The sequence below is a fragment of the Clostridium oceanicum genome, from assembly GCF_039521385.1.
Taxonomy (GTDB): domain Bacteria; phylum Bacillota; class Clostridia; order Clostridiales; family Clostridiaceae; genus Clostridium_F; species Clostridium_F oceanicum.
Window position 1 is genome coordinate 143505 of record NZ_BAAACG010000019.1, and the last position, 25547, is coordinate 169051.

At 29.5% G+C, this 25547-nt stretch carries 22 protein-coding genes; all 22 read right to left on the minus strand.

The features are described from left to right. Window positions 1–72: 72 nt before the first annotated feature. The 22 genes from ABDZ71_RS17205 to ABDZ71_RS17315 all read right to left on the minus strand — a co-directional run bounded on the left by ABDZ71_RS17205 (window position 73) and on the right by ABDZ71_RS17315 (window position 25547). Window positions 73–267: a four helix bundle protein gene (locus ABDZ71_RS17205; RefSeq protein ID WP_343763630.1), complete on the minus strand. Its 195-nt coding sequence runs from the start codon at window positions 265–267 to the stop codon at window positions 73–75. A gap of 192 nt (window positions 268–459) precedes the next feature. After that, entirely contained in the window at window positions 460–2259 is a 1800-nt protein-coding gene (locus ABDZ71_RS17210; protein WP_343763632.1) for a flagellinolysin, read from the minus strand. 233 nt (window positions 2260–2492) lie between these two features. Beyond that, window positions 2493–4523 carry a flagellin N-terminal helical domain-containing protein gene (locus ABDZ71_RS17215; protein ID WP_343763635.1) on the minus strand — a complete coding sequence of 677 codons (2031 nt, stop codon included), beginning with the start codon at window positions 4521–4523 and terminating at the stop codon, window positions 2493–2495. 574 nt (window positions 4524–5097) lie between these two features. Next, window positions 5098–7392 carry a flagellinolysin gene (locus ABDZ71_RS19950; RefSeq protein WP_425544729.1) on the minus strand — a complete coding sequence of 765 codons (2295 nt, stop codon included), beginning with the start codon at window positions 7390–7392 and terminating at the stop codon, window positions 5098–5100. A gap of 503 nt (window positions 7393–7895) precedes the next feature. Further along, window positions 7896–9950: a flagellin N-terminal helical domain-containing protein gene (locus ABDZ71_RS17230; RefSeq protein ID WP_343763637.1), complete on the minus strand. Its 2055-nt coding sequence runs from the start codon at window positions 9948–9950 to the stop codon at window positions 7896–7898. A 497-nt stretch (window positions 9951–10447) separates the two neighbouring features. Beyond that, window positions 10448–10789 carry a flagellar protein FliT gene (locus tag ABDZ71_RS17235; RefSeq protein WP_343763638.1) on the minus strand — a complete coding sequence of 114 codons (342 nt, stop codon included), beginning with the start codon at window positions 10787–10789 and terminating at the stop codon, window positions 10448–10450. Window positions 10790–10801: 12 nt separating this feature from the next. Beyond that, the gene (fliD, locus tag ABDZ71_RS17240; RefSeq protein WP_343763640.1) at window positions 10802–12760 is read right to left on the minus strand and encodes a flagellar filament capping protein FliD; all 1959 of its coding nucleotides are present in this window, start codon (window positions 12758–12760) and stop codon (window positions 10802–10804) included. 12 nt (window positions 12761–12772) lie between these two features. Further along, the gene (fliS, locus tag ABDZ71_RS17245; RefSeq protein ID WP_343763641.1) at window positions 12773–13159 is read right to left on the minus strand and encodes a flagellar export chaperone FliS; all 387 of its coding nucleotides are present in this window, start codon (window positions 13157–13159) and stop codon (window positions 12773–12775) included. Between the two features lie 14 nt (window positions 13160–13173). Continuing rightward, the gene (locus tag ABDZ71_RS17250) at window positions 13174–13467 is read right to left on the minus strand and encodes a hypothetical protein (protein WP_343763643.1); all 294 of its coding nucleotides are present in this window, start codon (window positions 13465–13467) and stop codon (window positions 13174–13176) included. A gap of 31 nt (window positions 13468–13498) precedes the next feature. After that, window positions 13499–13846 carry a flagellar protein FlaG gene (locus ABDZ71_RS17255; protein WP_343763646.1) on the minus strand — a complete coding sequence of 116 codons (348 nt, stop codon included), beginning with the start codon at window positions 13844–13846 and terminating at the stop codon, window positions 13499–13501. A 195-nt stretch (window positions 13847–14041) separates the two neighbouring features. Then, a complete protein-coding gene (csrA, locus tag ABDZ71_RS17260; protein ID WP_343763648.1) occupies window positions 14042–14263 on the minus strand; it encodes a carbon storage regulator CsrA in 222 nt (73 codons plus the stop codon). A 12-nt stretch (window positions 14264–14275) separates the two neighbouring features. Next, window positions 14276–14695 carry a flagellar assembly protein FliW gene (gene fliW, locus ABDZ71_RS17265; RefSeq protein WP_343763650.1) on the minus strand — a complete coding sequence of 140 codons (420 nt, stop codon included), beginning with the start codon at window positions 14693–14695 and terminating at the stop codon, window positions 14276–14278. Window positions 14696–14722: 27 nt separating this feature from the next. After that, window positions 14723–16093, minus strand: coding sequence for a flagellar hook-associated protein FlgL (gene flgL / locus ABDZ71_RS17270; protein ID WP_343763651.1), 1371 nt, complete (start codon window positions 16091–16093; stop codon window positions 14723–14725). A 122-nt stretch (window positions 16094–16215) separates the two neighbouring features. Next, window positions 16216–18117: a flagellar hook-associated protein FlgK gene (gene flgK / locus ABDZ71_RS17275; protein WP_343763653.1), complete on the minus strand. Its 1902-nt coding sequence runs from the start codon at window positions 18115–18117 to the stop codon at window positions 16216–16218. Window positions 18118–18576: 459 nt separating this feature from the next. After that, window positions 18577–18990, minus strand: coding sequence for a flagellar protein FlgN (locus tag ABDZ71_RS17280; protein WP_343763655.1), 414 nt, complete (start codon window positions 18988–18990; stop codon window positions 18577–18579). After that, on the minus strand, window positions 18987–19265 hold the full coding sequence (locus ABDZ71_RS17285) for a flagellar biosynthesis anti-sigma factor FlgM (RefSeq protein ID WP_343763657.1): 279 nt from the start codon (window positions 19263–19265) through the stop codon (window positions 18987–18989). The genes ABDZ71_RS17280 and ABDZ71_RS17285 overlap by 4 nt, the downstream gene beginning before the upstream one ends. Window positions 19266–19647: 382 nt before the next feature. Beyond that, the gene (fliY, locus tag ABDZ71_RS17290) at window positions 19648–20832 is read right to left on the minus strand and encodes a flagellar motor switch phosphatase FliY (RefSeq protein ID WP_343763658.1); all 1185 of its coding nucleotides are present in this window, start codon (window positions 20830–20832) and stop codon (window positions 19648–19650) included. After that, window positions 20825–21820, minus strand: a complete 996-nt coding sequence (gene fliM, locus ABDZ71_RS17295; RefSeq protein ID WP_343763660.1) for a flagellar motor switch protein FliM — start codon at window positions 21818–21820, stop codon at window positions 20825–20827. Before fliM ends, fliY begins: the two co-directional genes overlap by 8 nt. Before the next feature lie 28 nt (window positions 21821–21848). After that, window positions 21849–22244, minus strand: coding sequence for a chemotaxis protein CheW (locus tag ABDZ71_RS17300; RefSeq protein ID WP_343763662.1), 396 nt, complete (start codon window positions 22242–22244; stop codon window positions 21849–21851). A 239-nt stretch (window positions 22245–22483) separates the two neighbouring features. Further along, the gene (locus ABDZ71_RS17305; RefSeq protein WP_343763664.1) at window positions 22484–22843 is read right to left on the minus strand and encodes a response regulator; all 360 of its coding nucleotides are present in this window, start codon (window positions 22841–22843) and stop codon (window positions 22484–22486) included. A 19-nt stretch (window positions 22844–22862) separates the two neighbouring features. Beyond that, window positions 22863–23462: a chemotaxis protein CheC gene (locus ABDZ71_RS17310; protein ID WP_343763665.1), complete on the minus strand. Its 600-nt coding sequence runs from the start codon at window positions 23460–23462 to the stop codon at window positions 22863–22865. 21 nt (window positions 23463–23483) lie between these two features. Further along, a complete protein-coding gene (locus tag ABDZ71_RS17315) occupies window positions 23484–25547 on the minus strand; it encodes a chemotaxis protein CheW (protein ID WP_343763667.1) in 2064 nt (687 codons plus the stop codon).

Consider the following 25547-nt stretch of genomic DNA (forward strand, 5'->3'; position numbering starts at 1 on the left):
TTCAAACATAATACTAAAAAATCTCCAATAGCACTTAAAAAAACTAATACCAAGTACCATTGGAGATTTATCTTAACTAATATTTTTCTTAGTAGTTTTTACAATAGCATGTAAAATTTTATTTATTTCTTTACAATCATTAATTGTTTTATTATAATATTTTTCTTCTATATATCCTGTCTCTCTTAAGAGTTGCAACCAGCATTCTGTTTCTGAAGCTTCTTTTAAAGCTATATACATCTTTGATAAAAAATCTTTTAACAACATAAAATTAATTAATAATTGTCAGATATCAATTAACAGTTAAAGTAGATTTTCTACAGCAAAGCTGTAGAAAATCTTATAATTATATAATACTAATATAATCTTAGAAACTCGAAGAGTTTCAACCTTAATTGTTATTTGTTATCTTTTAATTATTAATTTATAAATGTTTGTTAATTATTAATTGTTTTACAATTACTTAAGTAATTGTAAAACTCCTTGTGACGCTTGATTAGCTTGTGCAAGCATTGCTTGTGCAGCTTGACTTAAAATATTTTTCTTAGAGAAGTTCATCATTTCTTTTGCCATATCAACATCTCTAATTCTAGATTCTGCTGCTTGTAAGTTTTCTGATGCACAGTTTAAATAGTTTATTCTATGTTCTAGTACATTTTGATAAGCACCAAGTTTTGATCTTTCTGTTGATACTTTATTTATAGCATTGTCTAAAACTTTTACTGCATTTGTTGCATTTTTGTAAGTTGATACATCAAGTGCACTTTCTACATTTTTATTATCAGATCCATTTGTAACTCCATTTTCTAAAGTAAACGCTCCACCAGATGATTTTGAAGAAATTCCTAAAGCTTCTGCTCTCATATCATCTATTGATAATCCTAACGCTTGTCCTTTGTTTGCACCTATCTGAAATTTAGCTTTTGATGATTTTGATAAATCAGGCCATTCTACTTCAAATCCTGCTAATTTTTCTGTTCCCGTTGGAACATCATTTATATCTCCTGTTTCTTTAACTACATCTTCTGCATTAATCTCTTCTTTTCCACCATTATCTGCTCCAAGAACTGAACCTGTATCCTTATTACTTAAATTAATCCCTGCTTCACTTATCATAGTACCTTCATCTTTTACAGCAGCTTTAAATTTAGTTATAAAATCTGAAACATCACTAAATGTACCTTCATCAGCTAATGCATCGCTTAATGTTTTATCTTGGTTACTAGGTTTTTTTAAAAAATCAAATATTTCTTTAATTCCATTTCCACCACTTGAATCAAGTTGTTTATCTAAATATCTAACTGCTAAATAAGCTGCTGAATAATCATCACTATCTGCATTTTTAGGCCAATTTTTCCCGTCACCTATTTTATCAACTACTGCTTTTACACTACCTAATGATTTTATACTTTGAGCTAATCTTTCATCTGCACCATGAACAAATTCTGCTGTTCCTTCACTAAACCAAGTTTCAATCTTAGCAAAATTCATAGTTTGACTCATTATAGCATGAGTAAGTTCATGAGCTATAATTCTATCATCATACATAGGAAATTTACCGCCATCTTTACTTTTTTCTAAGTTTAAAGGCTTTGCTGCATCCATGTTTACATGGAGTTCCAAAGGAATACCTTTGGAAGAACCACCAACATAACCTACTTTTACATAGGCTGCTGTATTTCCTAATCCTTTATCTAATACTACTTTTATTTTAGTATCTTTTGGAATTTCAATTCCGTAACTATCCTTTACAAGTTTTGCTCCACCTTTAATCCACCAAGTTTTTAACCCTTTTAAAACTGCTTGATTATCATTTTTAGTTGAAGATGAGGCTCCTCCTAATGATCCATCTAACATTTTCTTTGTATTAAATTCAGTAGTATTTCCTATTCTATTTATTTCAGAAGTTAATTGGTTAATTTCTTCTTGTATCTGTTTTCTATCATTATCTGTATTAGTATCATTAGCAGATTGTACAGAAAGCTCTCTCATTCTTTGAAGAATTGAATGGGTTTCATTTAATGCACCTTCTGCTGTTTGTATCATAGATATTGCATCTTGAGCATTCCTAGCTGCCATATTAAGGCCTCTAATTTGTGCTCTCATTTTTTCTGAAATAGCAAGTCCTGCTGGGTCATCTCCTGCTCTATTTATTCTTAAACCTGAACTTAATTTTTCCATTGATTTTCCTGCACTTCTTATGTTATTCATCATATTTCTATGAGCATTCATAGCATACATATTATGATTTATTATCATAAGTTAATCCTCCCCCCATTTTAGAGTAAAAAAAGCCGGAGAAGATTTACTCCTCCGACTTTTAAATCTTTAATTATTAATTGTTATCTTTTTAATGAAACTTCGCCTCCTAAAGTCGGTGAAGTAAGTTACTATAACCAAATCACAGATTTGGAATATTAACTTATGAAACTCCGCCTCCTAAAGTCGGTGGAGTAAGTTCGAATAACTAAATCAAAGATTTAGATTCTCACTTATCTTAGTAATTGTAAAACACCTTGTGGTTGTTGATTAGCTTGTGCAAGCATTGCTTGTGCAGCTTGTTGAAGAATGTTGTTTTTAGAGAATGTCATCATTTCACTTGCCATGTCAACGTCTCTTATTCTTGATTCTGCTGCTTGTAAGTTTTCGCTTGATGTTCCTAAGTTGTTTATAGTATGTTCCAATCTGTTTTGGTATGCTCCAAGTTTTGATCTTTCAGTTGATACTGTATTTATAGCAGTATTTAAAACATCTATTGCATTTGTTGCATTTTTATGACTTGTTACATCAAGAGCACTTTCTACATTTTCATCATCAGTTCCGTTTGTAACAGCTCCTGTTTTAGTAAATACTGCTCCTGTTGTTTCTTCTGCTCCGTCAGCTTTTTCAGCTGCTTTTGCATCTGCTCCTCCAGCTAATTTAGCTGCTGCTGGCATTGTTACTCCAACACCACTTAAATCGGCACCTGTTGCTGTAGCATCTAATCCTGATACATTAATTTTTGAAGCATCTAGTCCTGATGGAACTGTTCCTGTTGCTGCTTGTATAGCCGCATTTATTTTAGCATCAGTATTTTCATTTGTTGTATTATCAGAAAGAGTAATTGTTAATTTATTTCCAGCCCATGCTGCTTTTGTAGTACCATTTGCTTTAGCAAATTCTATTTCTATATTATTTCCTTTTTCACCATTTTCAGCTCCAGCTGTAACAGTTACTGTTTTACCATCTATTGTGAAATCTTTTTCTGCTGCTTTTGCTGCTTCTCCTTTAGCTTCTCCTGCATCTCCAGCTTCTGCTGCTCCAGATGTCTTTTGAGAAATTCCTAAAGCTTCTGATCTCATATCTGCAATTTCCATTTTGAAAGCTTGGCCTTTGTTTGCACCTATTTGTAGTGTAGCTGTAAATCCTTCTGCTTCTGATTTATCTGCTCCACCTTCAAGTGCAACTCCTGATGCTGCTGTTTGTGTTTCAGAACCTTTTCCAGTTGCTACTTCAACACTAACTAATTTTTTGGCATCATCATTACCTTCAATTGCTGCTTTGATATTATCATTTGTAAGGTCTGCAGTTTTTCCTGTAATAGTTATAACGCCGTCTTTAACTGCTGCAGTTACTGCTGTTGCTCCTGTACTTGCTTTAAATTCAACTTTAATATCATTTCCTGCTTTTCCAGCTTCTTTAGCTGTTATTGTTAAATCACCAAATGCTTTTGAAGCTGCTTTAGCTTCTTCTCCAGCTTTTTCTGATTTTACTGCTTCTGCTTTTGTAGTTTCTGCTTTTAATCCTAATTTAGCTACATCAGCACCTTCGATTTTTATATCTTTTTCAGCAGTTAATGTAAGTGCTCCATCTTTTACTCCTACTGTAACTCCTTCAACCTTAGCATCTTTAATTCCTTTTTCTACAGCAGCTTTTAAATCATTTATATTAGTATAACCAGTACCTGGTGTTCCTGCTACTTTAACTTCTGTACCACCAATTTTTATTTTTGTCTCTGAAGTTAAAGCTTTCAATGCAGCTGCATCTAACTTACTTCCTGTAACAACAGCTTGCATTTTTTGTTCTGCATCTCCGCCTTTTGTAGCATCAGCTTTTCCAGCTGCTTCTCCACCATCTAACATTTTTTGAGTGTTAAATTCAGTAGTGTTACCTATTCTGTTTATTTCAGAAGTTAATTGATTTATTTCTTTTTGTATTTGTTGTCTATCATCTGTATTGTTAGTATCGTTGGCAGCTTGAGTTGCAAGTTCTCTCATTCTTTGAAGAATTGAGTGAGTTTCATTTAATGCACCTTCTGCTGTTTGTATCATTGAGATACCGTCTTGTGCGTTTCTTGATGCTTGGTCAAGACCTCTAACTTGTGCTCTCATTTTTTCTGAGATAGCAAGTCCTGCTGCGTCATCTCCTGCTCTGTTTATTCTTAAACCTGAGCTTAATTTTTCCATTGATTTTCCTGCACTTCTTACATTACCCATCATATTTCTATGAGCGTTCATTGCATTCATATTATGATTGATTATCATTTAAAATTCCTCCTTGAGTTTTAAACTTTTAAGTAAGCTTCCTTGCTCACTATTTATATTTTAAGCATATAGCTTAATTGCAATTTGTAACATTATATTAATATCAAATTTTAATTATAAATAATATAATACTATTATTTATAAATCTTCAATTATTACTATAATAATACTAATATTAATATATCTTCAAATATCATTATATTAATACTTTTATTATAATATAATCAAATATTTTACATTGAATACAATAATTATATCGAAAACCTAAAATAATACTTTATAGCTTTTTTATATTTTTTATATAACTTTATACTAAAAGCAAAAGGGCAAAGATTAAATAATAAATAAAAAAATAATAGATAAGGTTAGTTTTATGCAGCTTAGCTGTACAAAACCTTTAATTATTTTTTAGTGCATAACACCAAAAATCACCTTATCTATTATTTATTATCTTTTATTCATTATTTTTCATTTGTTATCTAATCTTTAATATTTGCTGATTATTAATGAAACTTCGCCTCCTAATGTCGGTGAAGTAAGTTCCACTAACTAAATTAAAAATTTAGAGTGTCACTTATCTTAATAATTGTAAAACACCTTGTGGCTGTTGATTAGCTTGGGCAAGCATTGCTTGTGCAGCTTGTCCTAAAATGTTGTTTTTAGAAAATGTCATCATTTCGCTTGCCATGTCAACGTCTCTTATTCTTGATTCTGCTGCTTGTAAGTTTTCGCTTGATGTTCCTAAATTATTAATTGTATGTTCTAATCTATTTTGATATGCACCAAGTTTTGATCTTTCAGATGATACTTTATTTATAGCAGTGTTTAAAACATCTATTGCATTTGTTGCATTTTCATGACTAGATACATCTAATGCACTTTCTACTACATCACTATCTGTTCCATTTGTAACACCTTTATCAGAAGTAAATGCTGCCCCTGTTACTCCTTCTGCATTACTACTATCAGTAGTTTTTGCATCTTCACCTTTAGCTTTTTCTGTTCCGTCAAATCCAAATAAAGTTTTTATAGTACTTTCTCCTGTTCCCAAAATTTCAACTTTTACTTCAGAAGATGCACCTTCTTTATTTGATATTATAGATATTTTTCCTCCATCTATTTTAACTTCTGCTACTGAAGACAATTTGTTACTAGAACCATCTTCCATATTATTAAGTAATGTTTTTAAATCACTTTCTCCTTTACCTGTTCCATCGCCTATAGCTGTTTTTATAGCATCTCCAGTTAAAGTATACTTTGTACCATCTATAGTTATTTCTAATTTATCCCCTACAGCTAATGAATTTGAATTTGTTGTTGGCGCTGCTGAATTTGATCCTGTTATTTTAGCTGAAGTAGCATCTTTAGAGCTACCTTCACCTTCTCCTGCTCCAGTTGTTCCTCCTGTTTTTGAAGAAATTCCTAGTGCTTCTGATCTCATATCTTTTATTGACATTTTAAAGGCTTGTCCTTTATTTGCCCCTATTTGAAGTGTCATTCCTGATGATGAGTTTTCCTCTCCTCCTGGCCACTCTACTTCAAATCCTGCTAATTTTTCTATTCCAGTTGGAACTGCACTTAAATCTCCTGTTTCTTTTATAACATCTTTTGCGCTAATTTCATTTGCTCCACCATTATCTTTTCCAAGAACTGATCCTGTATCTTTATTATTTAAATTGATTCCTGCTTTAGTTTCCATAGTACTTTTGTCTGTTATTGCACCCTTAAACTCAGTTATAAAATCTGAAACTGATTTACCTGAATATTTAGTAGTAGCCCCTAATGCATCACTTAATGTTTTATCTTGATTAGTAGATTCTTTTAGAAAGTCAAATATTTTTTTGATTCCGCCTTCTCCATCAAGTTGTTGATCCAAATATCTAACTGCTAAATAAGCTGCTGAATATTCATCACTTCCAGCATTTTCTGGCCATTTTGCACCATTTCCTATTTTAGATACTACTGCAGATACACTACCAAGTGATTTTATACTTTGAGCCAATCTTTCATCTGCACCATGAACAAATTCTGCTGTACCTTCTTTAAACCAAGTTTCAAGTTCTCCAAAATTCATAGTTTGACTCATTACAGCATGTGTAAGTTCGTGAGCTATAACTCTATCATCATACATTGGAGCATTTCCGCCATCTTTGCTAGTTTCTAAATTTAAAGGTTTAGCAGCATCCATATTTATATGTAACTCTAATGAACTTCCTTTGCCTGTAACTCCTGTTGTACTTGTAGAATCTTGTTTATACTTTGCACTTACAAAAGCTGCTGTACTTCCTAAGCCTTCATCTAATACTACTTTTATTTTAGTATTTTCTGGTACTTCAATTCCATAGCTATCTTTTACAAGTTTTGCTCCCCCTTGAATCCACCAGCTTTTTAAGGCTTTTAAAACTGCATCTTCCTCTTTTTTGCTAGAAGAAGATGATGAAGATGCCCCTGATGATCCATCTAACATTTTTTTAGTATTAAATTCAGTAGTATTACCTATTCTATTTATTTCAGAAGTTAATTGGTTAATTTCCTTTTGGATTTGTTTTCTATCATCTGTGTTATTAGTATCATTTGCCGCTTGAGTTGCAAGTTCTCTCATTCTTTGAAGAATTGAATGAGTTTCATTTAAAGCTCCTTCTGCTGTTTGTATCATTGAGATACCATCTTGAGCATTTCTTGATGCTTGATCAAGTCCTCTAACTTGTGCTCTCATTTTTTCTGAAATAGCAAGTCCTGCTGCGTCATCTCCTGCTCTGTTTATTCTTAACCCTGAGCTTAATTTTTCCATTGATTTTCCTGAATTTCTTACATTGCTCATCATATTTCTATGAGCATTCATTGCATTCATATTATGATTAATAATCATTTGTCAATCCTCCTTGATATTTTTATTTTTATAAGCTTCCCTGCTTATCTTTTATAAAATAAAATTTTATTTTAATTAAAGTTTTAATGGGCTTTTATTTTTTAATACATGTATTACAATTATTACAATTTTTTCTTATTATTTTAAAAAGTGGACAGAGAACTTAATCTCTGTCCACTTTAATAAGTTCTAGACTTATAATTCAATTAATAACACTAATTTAATTAAAAATTATCACATATCAATTAATAATTAAGGTAGATTTTTTACAGCAAAGCTGTAGAAAATCTTATAATTAATATAATACTTATAATCCTAGAAACTCAAAGAGTTTCAACCTAAATTGTTAATTGTTATCTTTTTAATGTAACTTCGCCTCCTAAAGTCGGTGAAGTAAGTTACTATCACCAAATCACAGATTTGGGATATTAACTTATGAAACTTCGCCTCCTAATGTCGGTGGAGTAAGTTCGAATAACTAAATCAAAGATTTAGATTCTCACTTATCTTAGTAATTGTAAAACACCTTGTGGTTGTTGATTAGCTTGTGCAAGCATTGCTTGTGCAGCTTGTTGAAGAATGTTATTTTTAGAGAATGTCATCATTTCATTTGCCATGTCAACGTCTCTTATTCTTGATTCTGCTGCTTGTAAGTTTTCGCTTGAAGTTCCTAAGTTATTTATAGTATGTTCTAATCTATTTTGGTATGCACCAAGTTTTGATCTTTCAGTTGATACTTTATTTATAGCTGTATTTAAAACATCTATTGCATTTGTTGCATTTTCATGACTTGATACATCAAGAGCACTTTCTACAGCAGTATCATCAGTTCCGTTTGTAACAGCTCCTGTTGTAGTAAATGCAGCGCCTGCTCCTGCTGCTGCGCCTTCAGCTCCGTCAGCTTTGCCAGCTGCTTTAGCATCTGCTCCTCCAGCTAATTTAGCTGCTGCTGGCATTGTTACTCCACCACCACTTAAATCGGCACCTGTTGCTGTAGCATCTAATCCTGATACATTAATTTTTGAAGCATCTAGTCCTGATGGAACTGTTCCTGTTGCTGCTTGTATAGCCGCATTTATTTTAGCATCAGTATTTTCATTTGTTGTATTATCAGAAAGAGTAATTGTTAATTTATTTCCAGTCCATGCTGCTTTTGTAGTACCATTTGCTTTAGCAAATTCTATTTCTATATTATTTCCTTTTTCACCATTTTCAGCTCCAGCTGTAACAGTTACTGTTTTACCATCTATTGTGAAATCTTTTTCTGCTGCTTTTGCTGCTTCTCCTTTAGCTTCTCCTGCATCTCCAGCTTCTGCTGCTCCAGATGTCTTTTGAGAAATTCCTAAAGCTTCTGATCTCATATCTGCAATTTCCATTTTAAATGCTTGACCTTTGTTCGCACCTATTTGTAGTGTAGCTGTAAATCCATCTGCTTTTGATTCTTCTGCATCTGCTCCACCTTCAAGTGCAACTCCTGATGCTGCTGTTTGTGTTTCAGAACCTTTTCCAGTTGCTACTTCAACACTAACTAATTTTTTAGCATCATCATTACCTTCGATTGCTGCTTTGATATTATCATTTGTAAGGTCTGCAGTTTTTCCTGTAATAGTTATAACACCATCTTTAACTGCTGCAGTTACTTTTGTTGCTGTTCCAGATGCTTTAAATTCAACTTTAATATCATTTCCTGCTTTTCCAGCTTCTTTAGCTGTTATTGTTAAATCACCAAATGCTTTTGAAGCTGCTTTAGCTTCTTTAGCTCCACCTTCTGCTCCTTTACCTTCTTCAACAGTTTTTAGTGAACCTTCTATAGTAGCTTTATTAGCAGTATCATCTGTTGTTAATGTTAAAGCTTCAGATGATTCTTTTCCTGCTTTTTGTGTTAATGTTATTGTTCCTGCATTTTCAGTAACATCATATTTAGCACTTAATGTTGCATTTTTTTCTATTGCAGCCTTTAATCCTGCTACATCTTTAAATTCCCCAGCATCAGCATCATCAGCAGTTTTTTTTGTGAATTTTTCTCCACCAATTGTTATTGTTTTATCGTCTGTCATTGTTCCAATCTTAAATTCAAATTTACCTGCAACTACTTTTGTTTCTTCTCCGCCTTCTGCACCTTTAGCTTTTCCAGCTGCTTCTCCACCATCTAACATTTTTTGAGTGTTAAATTCAGTAGTGTTACCTATTCTGTTTATTTCAGAAGTTAATTGATTTATTTCTTTTTGTATTTGTTGTCTATCTTCTGTGTTATTTGTATCATTGGCAGCTTGAGTTGCAAGTTCTCTCATTCTTTGAAGAATTGAGTGAGTTTCATTTAATGCACCTTCTGCTGTTTGTATCATTGAAATACCGTCTTGTGCGTTTCTTGATGCTTGATCAAGACCTCTAACTTGTGCTCTCATTTTTTCTGAGATAGCTAAGCCTGCTGCGTCATCTCCTGCTCTGTTTATTCTTAAACCTGAGCTTAATTTTTCCATTGATTTTCCTGCACTTCTTACATTACCCATCATATTTCTATGAGCATTCATTGCATTCATATTATGATTGATTATCATTTAAAATTCCTCCTTGAATTTACTGAGCATCCTTGCTCATTTATGTTTTTATTAATTTCTTCAACATTATTATCGACATTATTTTTTAGTGCTTTACTGTATTTTCGTATATTTTTTATTTTTATTTATTTTATATGTAAAATTAAAGTTTAACTTTTAATAAATATAAAATATGATAAATATATTATATTTTTATATTTATTACTATAATTACCTTAATAAGTAATAATTAAATTCAAAGATTAAATATTAAATAGAAAATACTAAATTTTTTAAAAAACAAATATTATACATCAGGCAATAAATAATAAAGTTTTAAAATAAAAATAACAAATAAAAAATGAGGTTGATTTTATACAGGTAAACTGAATAAAATCTCTAATGTTTTTTAGTAAAATTACTAAAAAACTACCTCAAATCTTATTTGTTATTCATTATTTATTAATTGTTATCTGTTAACTGTTAATTGTTAATTGTTATCTGTTATCTGTTAATTGTCATATTTTCTTACTAAATATATTACTTCCGCCATACACATCTTTATTATATACTCTGCTGGCATTTTTTTTCAGAGCATACTTTTGCATTTCTTTTTTATACTCGTCTTTTTTTGATTGCATCAGATAACTAAACTTTTTATTACATTTTAATATATCAAATTCTTCTATTAATTTTTTAAAATCTTTCTTTGTATATTGTATTTTATCTATATTTTCTATTACACTCTGTCTATCACTAATTAATCTATCTAAACTATCATAATCTTCTTTATTTAAAGCTTCTATTAGTTTTAAAGTTATTTCTTTAAACTCCTTTAAATGCTTTTTTAAAGACTCCATAATATCTCCTTATTACTGACCTCCACCAAATTGCTGAGAAAGCCATGCCATTTGTGAATTATAATTATTCATAATACTTTCAAGTCTTGAAAATTTCAAATAAAGCTGTTCTTGCCTATCTTTCATTTTTTCTTGAAGATTTTTTATGCTTTTATCTTTTCTATAAATCTGGTCTGGAATAGTAGCTCCCCCCGATGTACCCATATAGCTATGGTCTTCCTGCTTATTTGCATATCTTGTAAGTATAGCACTATTAAATACAGTACCAGCTCTTCCAACATTAGTTTCTAATATACTTTTCATTCTTTGAAATATTCCAGAGTTATCATAAATTATTTTTTTTCTATCTCTAGCCATTTTTTCCCTATCTTCACTATAGGTTTTCTTTTTATCTTCTTCTGTAAGTTCATAAGTTTTATTAAAAAGCTGAAATACATCTTCTGGTCTTTCTTTTAATGTTTTTTTAAGTATTTCTTCTCCGCCATCAGTCCACTTAATTTGACCAGCTTCATCTGCTAAATTACTTGTATCTAGTCCTAAATCTTTTCTATTAAAAGTCATAGCTGAATTCTCTACTTTATTATAAAATGCACCTCTTAAATCTCTAAGCATTTTTTCTAAGTTATCATCATTTTTTAATATTCCTTGTTTTGCTTTCTTTTCCCATGCTTTTATTTGATCTTCTGTCATATCTTTTTTCTGTTCTTCAGATAATGGCTTATAATCATATTGTTTTTTTTCTGAAATTTTATCATGTATTTTTTCGATAACCTTATTATACTTATCCAAAAACTCTTTTATTCTGTTAAAAGTTTTATCTACATTTTGAGTTATATTTACTTTCACTGGAGATTTAGTTTTAGAAGATACAGTATATGTAACCCCACCCATATCTATAGTATTGCTCTCTGATATTGTAGATATAACAGTACCATCTGGATCTATTACTTTAATTGATGCACTTTGTCCAATATTAAAATCAGTATCTTCTTTCATTCCTAAAGAATCTAATACATTAGAATCTCCAGTAATTTTGATTTGCTGGGAACTTCCTGTCTCTTTACTTGATATGCTAAACTTACCAGTATATGAATCAAACTTTGCTATAACTTTTGCTGACAAATCTTTATCCTTTTTTATGTTATCCATCACATCTTTTATAGTATCATCAGAATCTACATGTATACTTTTAGTGATTTCTTTTCCTGTTTCATCTTTATAAGTTACTGAAAAATCTCCAGACTGATTAAGTTTTTCGTCTGTTCTCATACTTTTTATTTTTCCAGTCAATTTTGAATCTATAGAAGTTCCATCTATAGTTACATCTTTAGAAACTAGTTTATTAAATTTTATATATTCTTTTCCATCTTGTTTTATATAAGATACTGAAACTTTTCCTGCCAAATCAGAATCACTACTTATTTCTTTATTTAAATAAGCTGCAATATCTGATATATCCTTAATCTCTGTTGGAGCAGAGGATGTAGATTTATCAGGAATTGTTATATCTTTTCCATTTATATTTATGGTTTTACCTGTCCAATTATCAATATCTGTAACTTCTGATTGTGTATTTAATGTACTTCCTGATTTTACAGCTCTTTTAGCAACTCCACCTACTTCTATAGTATAATTTCCTTCTTTAGCTCCTTGTCTTGCTATTGCTTTCAAATATCCTTCGTCTTGTTCTGGAATTTTTATATCAAAATCAGAGAAACTACTAGATTTTAACATTGAATTTTCAGCAACTACATCAAAATAAGAATTTTGAAGGCTTTTTACATCTGCTATTATTTCTTGATACATCTCTTGTTTCCATGTTAATATTTGTTTATCTTGCTCAACTTTATTTATTTTAATTCTATCACCCATTAACATCTTTTTTACTGTTTCATCTATATCAAGACCTGATGCCATTCCTGTAATTCTTAACCTACTACTATCACTTACACCCATTAAATCGTTACTCATAATTACACCTTCCTACTTAGCTTTTTTAGACACTTTATAAGCTTCATACCATGTATCTCTTACATTTTCTATTAGTGGTATAACTTCATCTATTATTTTTATATCTTTTTTTAAATTAGCGTCTATAAGCCTACTGTGTATAAACTCATATACAGCCATAATCTGCTTTGTCCAATCCTCATTATTTGTAGTATCTAAAGTCGCCATTAGTTCAACAAATATATTTTGTGTTTTAACTAAATTCTCATGGGCTTTAGTATATTCTTTTAATTCTATTGCTTTTTTAGAAAGTTTAGAAAATTTAACCGCTCCATCTACAAGCATTAATAAAAGTTGTTCTTTTGATGCAAAATTCACACTGTTGTTTTTATATACATCATAAGCGTTATTTCCATACATTAAACTTTACCCTCCTACTTTTTCGTGTCCAAAAATACTCCTCTACTTCTGTCTTTGCTATTTATACTCTTATTTCTATCTACTTCTGCCTTTATTATTATATTTTTTTCTTTATTATCTTTTTTTAAATGTTTGGACAAATCAAACTTTTCTTCAGCCTCTTTTTTCTTTTGATGTCTTTCTTTATTTTTATGCTTTTTATCATTATCTATAACTATTTTACCTTTTGAATGTATTTTACCTTCTTTTGTTTTTTCGTTTATTCTTTGTTTAACTTCAGGTTCTATTTTATTTAATCTAAAATCCATATTCATACCTCCTATATGCACTTATATGGTATTACGCTTTCTTATCTACAATTATTCCTACCATCTCACACATTTTTGCAACCATATCTAGTATTTTTCTAGGAGGTATTTCTTTTATTACTTCTTGTGTATCATCGTCTACAATTTTAATCATGATATCTTTTAACTTATCATGAATTTCATATTCCACATGAACACTTTCATTTTTCAAAAATCCATCTAATTTATCTAAAGCATACTTAAGATCTTTTTTATCTACAGGTTTTTTAGTCGTTCCTTTTAAATAAGAGTTATTGGTATCCAAACTATCATTTTGTCCATCTTTTAATGAAATGTCTAAATTTAACTGTCTTCCTTGACATAAATTATTTACTTCCATGTTCCACACCTCTTATATTTAATTTTAAAATTATCAATTCTTATTTCTAATTTATTATTTTTTATTTATTATTTGAATTATTAATTGTTAATTATCAATTGAATTGTTAATTGTTATTTGTTAATTTTTAATTGTTATCTGTTATCTGTTAATTGTTAATTGTTATCTATTATCTGTTAATTGTTAATTCAATTGTTATTTGTTATTTTTTATTTGTTTTAAAACATTAGAATCGAAATTTACAGCCTTTTTATTTTCACTTTTCACTTGATTATATAATTCTTTTCTTAAAATTCTTACGCTTTGAGGAGCATCTATAGCAAGTTTTACTGTTCCATCATCTGCTTTTACTATAGTTACTTCTATATCATCACCTATAAGAACTGATTCACCTTTTTTTCTTGAAATTACAAGCACTAACTTCACTCCTTAAATTAGAGGATGTTTTATACTATATTTGTTGTTATCTAAAACTATTTGTTCTCCTAATTTTTCTTTTACATTTATAATTATTGGAGCTTTTAAATTCACTGTGATATTTTCTATTTCTGAATTTAAAGTCACTATATTTAATATTAATACATCATCCTCTTTACTTATCTTTAACTTCTTTATTATACTATCTTTTAAGCTCAGTTCATAACTTTTAAGTATTTCAAAAGGTGATGTAACTACAAATCCAATATCTTTATCTTCTATAGAATGAATTATACTAAAAAAATCGTTATCTACTGCTGGAAAAAGAATAAATTTTTTTAAATTCTCAAATCCTAATATACCTTTTTCTAAATGTATTATATCTTTTTTTTCATATTCTATTGTTCCATGATATTTTGTATTAAGCTTCATTTTTATCCTCCAACTACAAATATCTTATTAACTTAAATAATCCATCAATGTAGGTTGTAATACTTTGGCACTAGTCTGAAGTGATGCCATATAAACAGCCCTCATAACTGAATATTCCATAAGTTTTTCTGTTATATTTACATCCTCTTCTTTTGAAAGTATTTCTGTCATATCAAAATTTGATTGTTCATTCATTGCCTTAACAGATTCCATTCTGTTTTGTTTTGCTCCTACTTCTGCTCTTATTTTTAACAAATTACTTGAAATTTGATCTAATCCGCTTAAATCTCCCTCTACTAGTTCTTTTATATCATCTTTGTCAGCACTATCTAAATGATTTACTATATTATTTAAAATTCCCATTAAATTATACTGTTTATCGCTTCCATCGCTACCTGTATCATGATCTCCGTGTTTAATACCTAAATCATGTGATAACTTATCTTTATCTCCTCCAGTAATACCTATTTCCACCTCAGAATCTTCACCAACTTTTTTTGAGGAAATTGTTAATTTACCATCACGAATTGATACATTAGCAACTTTTTCTAATTTATCAGTTCCATTAGATGCACTTTTAATTGCATTAACTATATCATCAGTATTTTTCATATCTCCCATTGAATTAGCATCTAAGGTATAACCTATTCCCTCAATAGTTACTGTTAATTCAGCATCTTTTCCCTTCATATCAATTGGTAGTGTTATTTTAGAATTAGAAGTAACTGATGCTGCTATTGGTTTACCTTTAAATTCTATAACATCTCTAGCTCCTACATTATATTCCATTACAACACCTTGGGATATTTCTGATTGAAGGTTTGCATTAAACATTTTATACTCATTTTCATATGATGAGTTTAATGCAAATTTTCCTGTAGTAGAATCAATACTTCCCATACTTTTACCATCTCTTGATAAATAAATAAGTTCCATATTACCTTTATCATTACGAACTGCATCTACTGGTTTTGATGTAACTCTTGTTCCTGAAAAAACATACCTACCATCTACATTTGTATTTAAAACTTGAGATATTCCACCTATCATTTCATTTATTTCATCTTTTATAGCTTTTCTTTCATCAGGGCCATATCCTGCATTTCCTGCTGAAATCAATTTTTCTCTTATTGAAGTTAAATAATCACCTAATTGTCCTAAAGCAGTATCTGTAGTATCTAAATGATTTAGAACATTTGTTATACTTTTATTATATTGCTTATTAGCATTTATGCTTGAATGTAATTGCATAGATCTTACAACAGCTGCAGGATCATCTGATGGCTTTGAAAAGTTTTTTTCTGTTGTTATCTGTCTTTGTAATTTACTTAAATTACCCATATTATGATTCATATCTGTTAAAAATGATTGAGATAACATTCTATTTGTAATTCTCATTTTATTCACCTCATATTACTTATTATTTTCATCTTATTATTAGTTATTTTAAAACTTTATCACTCATACATTATATAAATTTACTAAACTTAAAACATAAAAAACAATCTTAAAATTATTTTTTATCTCATAAGACCATTTATAACTACATCAAGAAGTTCATCTACAGTACTTATAACTTTTCCATTTGCTTGATAACAATGAGTAAACTGAACTAAGTTTGCAAATTCTTCGTCTAAAGATACTCCTGAAACTGAATCTCTTTGTTGCTGATAACTTGCTAAAACTGAAGCTTGTCCTGTTGTCATACGGTTAGCCTCTTGAGTTGCTATACCTAAATTTCCTACTATATCATTAAAATAACCATCTAAAGTCATACCACTTGTATTTTTTGAAAAAGTTTTTATAATACTTCCATCCTTTTGGGCAAATTCATTTTCTTTTAGAAAATCAGCTCTTGTACTACCTCTATTTATTTTTTGTATAGCCATTAGAGTATTCCTTAAAGCTGATATAGCCATAGCCCTGGCGTTGTCGCTTTCACCAACTTTATCAGTAGAAGGATCTGAACCTGCAATTATCTTCATAGGATTCTCTAAGATTTTTTTATTAATAGTTATGTTTTGAGCTGTTATTTTACCTTCACCATCTTCTGTTGAATCTTCTCCATTAACAAAAAAATTCATTACAGTAGAAGTATCAGCTTCAAAATCTTTACTTTGTGTATGTATAGCATTAACTGAAAAAGCAAGTCCTTTTGCTAAATTATTAAGCTTATTTTCATATTCATCTATATCCTTTTGTACAGACATATAACCTCTTAATGCTCCAGATGGAGGTTCAAACAATTTTAATTGTGAGAATTCACAACCTTCTCCTTCTCCTATTTGACCATTTTTAATATTATTATCAACAGTTATTGCATCTCCATCTTTTGTCCATAAAACTCTACATTGGTCTAATCTTTCAAAATCTTTAGTATCACTTATTTTAACGTTTATTGTTACCTTATTATCATCTGAAGTTGTATCTCCATTTTTATAATAGGTTACTTTATATACCCCAGCATCTCCTTTGCTTATAGGTTTGTTTTTTTCTTGCTCATCTGCTGGAGCTGGCTTTATATCTGAAATATATGCAAATCTACCTACATCATCAGGATTTAAAGTTTGAACTAAATTTAAAGATTTTGTAATCTCCTTATTATTTTTATCTAGAATAACTTTACCTTTATCGTCTAAAACTTTTACTTTAGGTGGTTCTCCGCCTAAAGCTGAAGTTGATCCTTGGAAGTTTTTAGCTCTATTTGAGGCAGTTAAATCTAAACCTTGAAATTCTTCCCTAGATGTTTCTATACCAAACTTTTCACTTAGTTTATCAAGTAATAAATCTCTTCTATCCATTAAATCATTTGGTTGTTGTCCTGCTACTTTTACTTGTATGATTTGTTGATTTACTTGGTTTATTTGATTTAAAATACTATTCATTGTAAAAACATCTTCGCTTATTTGAGTTTGAGTATTACTCTTTAATTGTTCTAGTTCATTAAAAGTATGATTTAACTGATTAACTAATGATTTTGATTGTTCAATAACTACAGATCTTGCATTTGAAGTTTCCGCTTGATCTGAGAAAGATCCCCAAGCATCAAAAAATTCTCCAATTAAGCCTGATATAGCAGTGTCAGTAGGTTCTCTTAATATATTTTCTATTTGTGATAAAAATTTATTACGGCTACTGTATTGTCCTTGAACCCCAAGCTCTACTCTTGTTTGATAATCTAAAAAACTATCTCTTACTCTATTTATAGCTGCTATTTCTACTCCAGTTCCTACTTGTCCAGGTCCTGCATAATTTTGCATACTTGGTTTACAGTAGGGTCTTGTAGTTTGAAGCTCTGCTCTTTGTCTTGTATATCCTTCTGTATTAGCATTTGATATGTTATGAGAAGTAACATTTATTGCACCTTGTTGTGCAAACATCCCACTTTTTCCTATATTTAAAGTTCCAAATAATCCGGACATTAAACTCAACTCCTATTTCATTTATTCTCTTATTATATATTCGTATTTTCTATATAAAATCTTTACTTATCCTTTAAAATAATAATTTTATTTAACCCTTTTTAATATAATCTTATTTTTATTAATATAAAATTCACTCTAATCTCTATATTAAAATTACTTTTTCAGCTATAAAACTTTTAAACACGGAATATTCTAAATAATTTAAAAATTCAATCAGAATAAGTAATGAATTTTAAATTTTTACTTAATAATATTCATAGGTTTAAAAGAATATATATTTTGTAAAATCCATTAGAATAAACTTTAGAAATGGTATTATATTTTTTAAACTAAAAAACTTTTTTAGTTACTTTAAAATAAAAAAGCAAAGACATTGAAACTTTAATTTCTTACATGTCTATTGCTTATAGTTTCTTTTTAGGCACATTAAAATAAATACTAAGTCAAAAATGCGCCTTATCTTCTTTTGTAAGATGAATATGATGAATATGTTTTAGGTGATTTATCTGGATTTAAAATATTAAGCATATTGGTTGTTAAAGATAAGCCTTGTTTTATAAGTATTTCATTTGTATCCTTCTGTAGCTTTACTTCTCTTAAGATATTTAAACATTCTTTATAAATTTTATCTATTTCATTGTCATTTATTTCTTTTAAAACATCACTCATTTTTCTATCTTTTACTATTTTTCTTCTTTCAATTTCACATTTAGCTATTTCTTTACTTATAGATTCTATATCCCTTGCTATTTTATCTAGTTCAAAAGCTTTTTTATTAGCTAAAAATTCGTGCTGATTTTCTAGTGCAGTTAAGAGGTCTTTAGATATACTTAATTCGTCTTTTAAGATTTGTCTTAGTTCATTTTTCATAAGCTTTTCTCCTTCATGGATTCTAATATTTTCTTAGCAATTGACTTTGAATCAATTCTATAATTCCCTTCTTCTATTTGCTTTTTTATCTTACAAACTCTATCATTAGAATTTATAAATTTTTCTTCAACAGAATATATTGTTAGATTTTTACCTATGGTAGATATTTGTATACTATCTTCTGCTTTTTCAATTTTCTTCTTTTTATAAAAAACTTCTGTATTATTATTATAATCTTTTATAGATTTTACGCCACTAGTTCCATTGATTTTCATATTATACACTCCCAAAATAAATTCTAATACAATATCTTAAAATCAAATAAGTATATTTTATATTTATATAATCAAACTACAATTTTACTTGCAATCTTTATCTCTATATTAATAAATGATGTTAAATTCAATTTACATTCACTATTATTATCGAAATACAGCTGTCAAGGTTTATACCTTTTAATAAAACTAAATTATTTTTTTTATACTCCCTGTGGCTCCATTTTACTACTTTAATTATAAAATTAATTTAATTTAAAAAAATATACAAAACTGAAAATTTTAAAGGAGATTTTTATAGAATTTAATATTATTTTCATATACTTAAAAAGCTGTTGACAATAACATATATCAACAGCCTAAAATTTTTTACTTAAAATTCTTATTTAGATAAAGATTTTATTCTTTCTTCGTTACTAACTATACTGGTAATCCTAACTCCGAAGTTTTCATCTACAACAACTACTTCTCCATAGGCAACTTTTTTACCATTTACCTGTATTTCAACTGGCTCTTCTGCTAATTTATCTAATTCTATCAAAGATCCAGTTCCTAAGTTTAATATATCTTTTACGTTCATCTTTGTTCTTCCTAAAACTACGGATATTTCTAATGGCACATCTAATATTAAATCTATATTATTTGGCATATCTGCAGTTTTTCTGCTTTCTGTATTAAGAGGAGCAAAAGATGCGCTACTTACTTCTACTTTAGGTTGTCTTGGTGCTTCTATTGGTTTTTCATATATTGGTTCACTAGATGAACCATTATTTACACTCTTACTATTATCTTTCATAGTTTCCGACTTCCCATTTTCTGTGACATTATTTTGCTCATTAGTAGGTGGAACTTTTCCATTATCTTCTCCCATCATAATTGAAACTATTTTTTTAGCTGTATCAATTGGAAGAAGCTGCATTATAGTACTATCTACTAAATCTCCTATTTTAAGTGAAAATGAAACCTTAGCTATAGGTTCTTCATCACTTATTCCTTCTGCTAAAGGTTGAGTTAAATCTGTCCAAACCTTTGAAAGTGGTGGTGATATATTAACTTCTCTTGCAAACATAGTTGCCATTGAAGTTGCAGCAGATCCTATCATTTGGTTCATGGCTTCTGAAACAGCACTTATTTCTATTTCAGATAACTCTTTAATTTCCTCTTCTGGCTTACCATTTCCACCCATCATAAGATTAGATATAACAGCTGCATCAGTAACTTTCATTACTAATAAATTTTCTCCAACTATTCCACTAGTATATTTAACTTCCAAAGCAATGTTTGGAACTTCAAAGGAATTTTTTAAAACTTGTAAATTAGTAACTGTAACTACTGGTGTGGTAATATTAACCTGCTGATTTATTATAGTTGAAAGTGCAGTAGATGCTGAACCCATTGATATATTTCCAACTTCACCTAACAAATCTTTTTCAAGATCAGTTAAATCAGGCAAATCATTATGTTCTTCTGTGTTTTCTTCTTTTTCTGTGTTTCCTTCAGATTCTGTATTTGCCTCTCCGTTTAAAAGCGCATTTATTTCTTCTTGTGAAAGAAACTCATTACTCATAATTCTCCACATCCTTATCTATTTGATCTAATATCTGTACCCCAATGTTTTTGCCTACTGTTCCTGGTTTACCAGTATAATAAGGTTCTCCTTCTACCAGAAGTCTCACAGGCTCATCAATTTTTGAATTTAAAGTAATTACATCTCCTAGGGATAGTTTTAAGAAATCATCCACTGTTAGAAGTGTTTTTCCAAGTTCTACAGTAAGATCCATGTTAACTACATTCATTCTTTCTTTTAGTTTAAGTTTTGAATCTTGTAGTATTCCTTCATCATTTTCTCTAAACCAATATTGAACAACTAATTTATCTAAAACTTTTTCTATACTTAAATATGGTATACAAATATTTATAAATGTATTATTCTTTCCCATTTCTACTGAAAATGTTATAAGAGCTACCGGTTCATTTGGTGCCAAAGTTTGGTTTAACGCTGGATTGGTTTCCAAAGCTTCTATTTCTGGTTCAACTTCCATAACATCTTCCCAAGCTAATCTTAAATTAGCTATTAATGCGCCGTTTACCTGTTTCATTATATTTTTATCTATGTCTGTAAATTCCCTCACTTTATACTTACCAGACCCATTGCCACCTAACAATACATCTACTATCTGGAATGCAAATTGAGGGTTTGTTTCAAATAATATAGAACCGCTTAAAGGTGGCATTTTAAATAATGTTAAAATTGTTGGATTTGGTACAGAGTGAATAAATTCTTCATAAGTTATCTGCTCAACTGACTCAATTTTTACTTTTACGTTATTTCTAACTTGAGCCGTTAAATAATTAGATATTATTCTAGCATAATTATCATGTATAAGTTCTAATGTTCTTATATGATCTTTTGAAAACTTTTGAGGCCTTCTAAAATCATAAGGTTTTACCTTTTGCTTTTCCTCTTCCTTTGGCACTTCATCTGGTGTAATTTCACCAGTTGATAATGCGGATAACAGCGTATCTATCTCACTCTGGGATAATATCTCAGCCATTTATTTCCCTCATTTCTTTTTCACAGATTTAAAAAAGTTTATCAATATCTATAAGAGTTACTATTCTGTCTTTAAAATTTATAATGCCTTGTACATACTCTTTTCTATTTTCATCTGTTGATTTTTCTATAATGTTTTCATCTATATCCAAAACTTCATCTACTTCATCTACACATATACCTACTAATTCGTCTTCTATTTCAATTATTATTACGTTATCTTTTTCTTCTTCAGTTTTTGGTATATTTAATAGTAAATTTATATCCAAAAGTGAAATCACATTACCTCTTAAATTTATAAGACCTTTTATATAATCAGGTGCTTTTGGCACACTTGTAATTTTCATACCATCTGTTATTGTTTGAACTTTATCAGTTTGAACTGCAAATTGCTCATTATTCAATTTAAATATAACTACTTGCACGAAAACTGCCTCCTTTCAAATTTTAAAAGTTAGGTAGGCATATTAAAATAAATAATAAGTCAAAGATGCGACGAATATTTTGTAAAATACAATGACTTAGGTTTTACTAATAGTTTTGCTATTAGTAGGTTCTAAGGAAAAAGTAGTTTACAAAATAGACTAGCATACTGGCTTATTTATTTTTTTAATGTGCCTAATGCATTAGGTGAATAGTTATTCTCCTAATGCATCTTATATCATTAACCTATTACTTTTTTAACAGCTTCCATTACTCTATCTGGTTGGAATGGTTTTACTATAAAATCTTTTGCTCCTGCTTTTATAGCATCCATTACCATAGTTTGCTGTCCCATAGCACTACACATAATTATTTTAGCTCCTGGGTCAAACTCTCTTATAGCTTTCACTGCTTCTATACCATCCATATCCGGCATAGTTATATCCATAGTTACTACATCTGGACTTTCTTTTTTATAAAGCTCTACAGCTTTTAATCCATTATTAGCTTCTCCTACTACTTCAAATCCATTTTTTTCTAGTATATCCTTTATCATCATTCTCATAAACGCAGCATCATCAACAATTAATACTTTTGCCATCTTTTTATTCCCTCCAGAATTAATTTACTCCTAATGTACTTAATATTTTTTCTAATGATCCGGGCATTGGTATGTAATAAAAATGCCCACTTATTTCTGATCCATCTTCTTTAAACAATGTTTCTATATCTAAAACATATTCATCAAATTGTCCTGACTCTATAAATGTGGTAGATAGTATTGCTCCTAACATGTCGTATGTGACTGCTGGAACTGATGGTGTTATAACTAAATTAGTAAACTTAGCTATTGCATTCATATATGAAGTAGATATTATATTACCTACTTCACACATAGCTGAATTTCCCATCTCACTTAAATGATCTTGTTTTTCTCCAGTTAATCTATAAACTAAATCTGACGCTGTATTTTTATCAAATACAAACAATATATTTCCAGGAGTATCACCTAATACTCTTACAAGCACTGCTACTACTATTTCTTCCTCTCCTATATTTGACATTATCTCTTCGAAAGGTACTATATTTATGGAAGGTACAGTCATGTCAACTTTTTTTGATAAAAGTTGTGACAATGCTGTAGCTGAATTACCTGTCCCAATATTACCTACTTCTTTTAATGCATCTAATTGAAGAGGTGTTAACTCCTCGTAGCTCATCTTCTTAGCACCCCCTACCTTTTATACTAACGCAGCAACATCTAATATAAGTGTTACTAGTCCGTCTCCTAATATAGTAGCTCCAATATATTCTTTTAACCCTTGAAGTGTTTTTCCAAAAGGTTTTATAACTATTTCTTTTTGACCAAATAATCCATCAACTAAAAGTCCTACAGCTTTTTCTCCTACTTTAACTATTACTATATATTTTTTATCTTCTTTTCCTGATTCTAATCCTAATCTTTCATTTAATCTAACTATAGGAATTACATTACCTCTATATATTATAACTTCTTTATTATTAGTCTTTTTTATTAAATCTTCTTTATAGTCTATTACCCTATCTATATATCCTAGAGAAATAGCCATAGTCTCTGTTCCTATTTTGACTAATAATGCCTGTATTATTTGAAGTGTTAAAGGAAGAGTTATCATAAATGTAGACCCTTTGCCTTCTTCACTTAATAAATCTACAGTTCCTCCTAAAGCACTAATTTTAGTTTTTACTACATCCATTCCTACCCCTCTGCCGGATATATCTGTAACTTTTTCATTGGTGCTAAATCCTTGGGCAAATATAAGATTTCTTATATCGTTGTCACTCATTCCTTCTGTGCTTATACCCATTTTTTCTGCTTTTTCTTTTACCTTTTCAACAGGTATTCCAAAGCCATCATCTTGCACTTTTATAATAGCCTTTGTTCCTTCTTGATAAGCTATTAAACTTATTTTTCCCATAGGATCTTTACCACTTTTAGCTCTTTCTTCTTTTGGTTCAATTCCATGGTCTGCAGCATTTCTAATTAAATGAATTAAAGGTTCTCCTATTTCATCTATAACTGTTCTATCAAGTTCAGTATCAGAACCTTTTACTATAAGTTCCATATCCTTATCAAGCTCTACTGATAAATCTCTTACCATTCTTGGGAACCTATTGAATACTACATCTAAAGGAAGCATTCTAATTTTCATAACTAGATCTTGAAGATCTGAGGTAGTTCTTGCTACTTGTTCCAAAGTTTCATTTAAATCTGCTAATTTATAATTAGAACTTATTTGTTCTAATCTTGTTCTATGAATAACAAGTTCAGACACCATATTCATAAACTTATCTAATCTTTCTAAATCAACTCTTACAGATTGATGAGCTTTCTTATGATGTGTTTCTTTATTTTTAGAACCTTTAGGTTTTTTTACTTCCTTTTTAACTTCTTTCTTTTTTTCTTCTTTACCTTTTTGTTTTATTATTTGTTCCTGAATTTCTTCTTTTACTTTTGATTCTTCTATTTTAGCCTTTTTTTCAACCTGTACATCTACATTATCGACTATTACTTTTTCTACTTCAGATATATTTTCTAAAATATTATAAATTTCTTCTTTTTGTTTAGTAGAAATATATACTAGCTGTATTTCAAAATCAAAATTTTCATTTTCTATATCTTCAGCAGAAGGTATAGATTTTATTATCTCACCATTTTCCTCTAAACTTTTAAATATAAGAAAAGCTCTTGCAGATTTTAAAAGAGTAGTTTCACTTAGTAAAACTGTTATTTCATAAGTTGAAAATCCTCTATCCTCTGCTTGTTTTATTACATTTACATCATATTCATTTAAAGGTATTTTGGAATTAACTTTTCCCTCTATATCCTTATTTTCTATTTTTTCTTCTTTATCATTTTGATTTGATTGTTCTGGAGCATCAGAATCTCCATTTGCAATTTTTTCAAGTTCCTTCATTATATCATCTATAGGAACTTCTTCATCTAAATCTTCTTCTATATTGTCTACCATCTGTTCTAGAGTATCTAGGCATTTAAATAAAACAGTAACTATATCTTGAGTTACTTTTAAATCTCCTTCTCTAAAATCGGAAAGCACATCTTCCATCTTATGGGTAAGTTCTGCCATCTGATTAAATCCCATAGTAGCTGCCATACCTTTTATAGTATGAGCAACTCTAAATATTTCGTTTAGTTTATCAACGTTATCTGGTTCTTGTTCAAGCTCAAGTAATGATTCATTTAGAGTTTGCAAGTTATCCATCGATTCTTCTAAAAACATTGACATATATTGTGATGTATCCAT

Excerpts from the sequence above, each read along its gene's own strand:
- ABDZ71_RS17205 (WP_343763630.1), bottom strand. The coding sequence starts at position 267 with ATGTTGTTAAAAGATTTTTTATCAAAGATGTATATAGCTTTAAAAGAA.
- ABDZ71_RS17210 (WP_343763632.1), bottom strand. The coding sequence starts at position 2,259 with ATGATAATAAATCATAATATGTATGCTATGAATGCTCATAGAAATATG.
- ABDZ71_RS17215 (WP_343763635.1), bottom strand. The coding sequence starts at position 4,523 with ATGATAATCAATCATAATATGAATGCAATGAACGCTCATAGAAATATG.
- ABDZ71_RS19950 (WP_425544729.1), bottom strand. The coding sequence starts at position 7,392 with ATGATTATTAATCATAATATGAATGCAATGAATGCTCATAGAAATATG.
- ABDZ71_RS17230 (WP_343763637.1), bottom strand. The coding sequence starts at position 9,950 with ATGATAATCAATCATAATATGAATGCAATGAATGCTCATAGAAATATG.
- ABDZ71_RS17235 (WP_343763638.1), bottom strand. The coding sequence starts at position 10,789 with ATGGAGTCTTTAAAAAAGCATTTAAAGGAGTTTAAAGAAATAACTTTA.
- fliD (WP_343763640.1), bottom strand. The coding sequence starts at position 12,760 with ATGAGTAACGATTTAATGGGTGTAAGTGATAGTAGTAGGTTAAGAATT.
- fliS (WP_343763641.1), bottom strand. The coding sequence starts at position 13,159 with ATGTATGGAAATAACGCTTATGATGTATATAAAAACAACAGTGTGAAT.
- ABDZ71_RS17250 (WP_343763643.1), bottom strand. The coding sequence starts at position 13,467 with ATGGATTTTAGATTAAATAAAATAGAACCTGAAGTTAAACAAAGAATA.
- ABDZ71_RS17255 (WP_343763646.1), bottom strand. The coding sequence starts at position 13,846 with ATGGAAGTAAATAATTTATGTCAAGGAAGACAGTTAAATTTAGACATT.
- fliW (WP_343763650.1), bottom strand. The coding sequence starts at position 14,695 with ATGAAGCTTAATACAAAATATCATGGAACAATAGAATATGAAAAAAAA.
- flgL (WP_343763651.1), bottom strand. The coding sequence starts at position 16,093 with ATGAGAATTACAAATAGAATGTTATCTCAATCATTTTTAACAGATATG.
- flgK (WP_343763653.1), bottom strand. The coding sequence starts at position 18,117 with ATGTCCGGATTATTTGGAACTTTAAATATAGGAAAAAGTGGGATGTTT.
- ABDZ71_RS17280 (WP_343763655.1), bottom strand. The coding sequence starts at position 18,990 with ATGAAAAATGAACTAAGACAAATCTTAAAAGACGAATTAAGTATATCT.
- ABDZ71_RS17285 (WP_343763657.1), bottom strand. The coding sequence starts at position 19,265 with ATGAAAATCAATGGAACTAGTGGCGTAAAATCTATAAAAGATTATAAT.
- fliY (WP_343763658.1), bottom strand. The coding sequence starts at position 20,832 with ATGAGTAATGAGTTTCTTTCACAAGAAGAAATAAATGCGCTTTTAAAC.
- fliM (WP_343763660.1), bottom strand. The coding sequence starts at position 21,820 with ATGGCTGAGATATTATCCCAGAGTGAGATAGATACGCTGTTATCCGCA.
- ABDZ71_RS17305 (WP_343763664.1), bottom strand. The coding sequence starts at position 22,843 with ATGGCAAAAGTATTAATTGTTGATGATGCTGCGTTTATGAGAATGATG.
- ABDZ71_RS17310 (WP_343763665.1), bottom strand. The coding sequence starts at position 23,462 with ATGAGCTACGAGGAGTTAACACCTCTTCAATTAGATGCATTAAAAGAA.
- ABDZ71_RS17315 (WP_343763667.1), bottom strand. The coding sequence starts at position 25,547 with ATGGATACATCACAATATATGTCAATGTTTTTAGAAGAATCGATGGAT.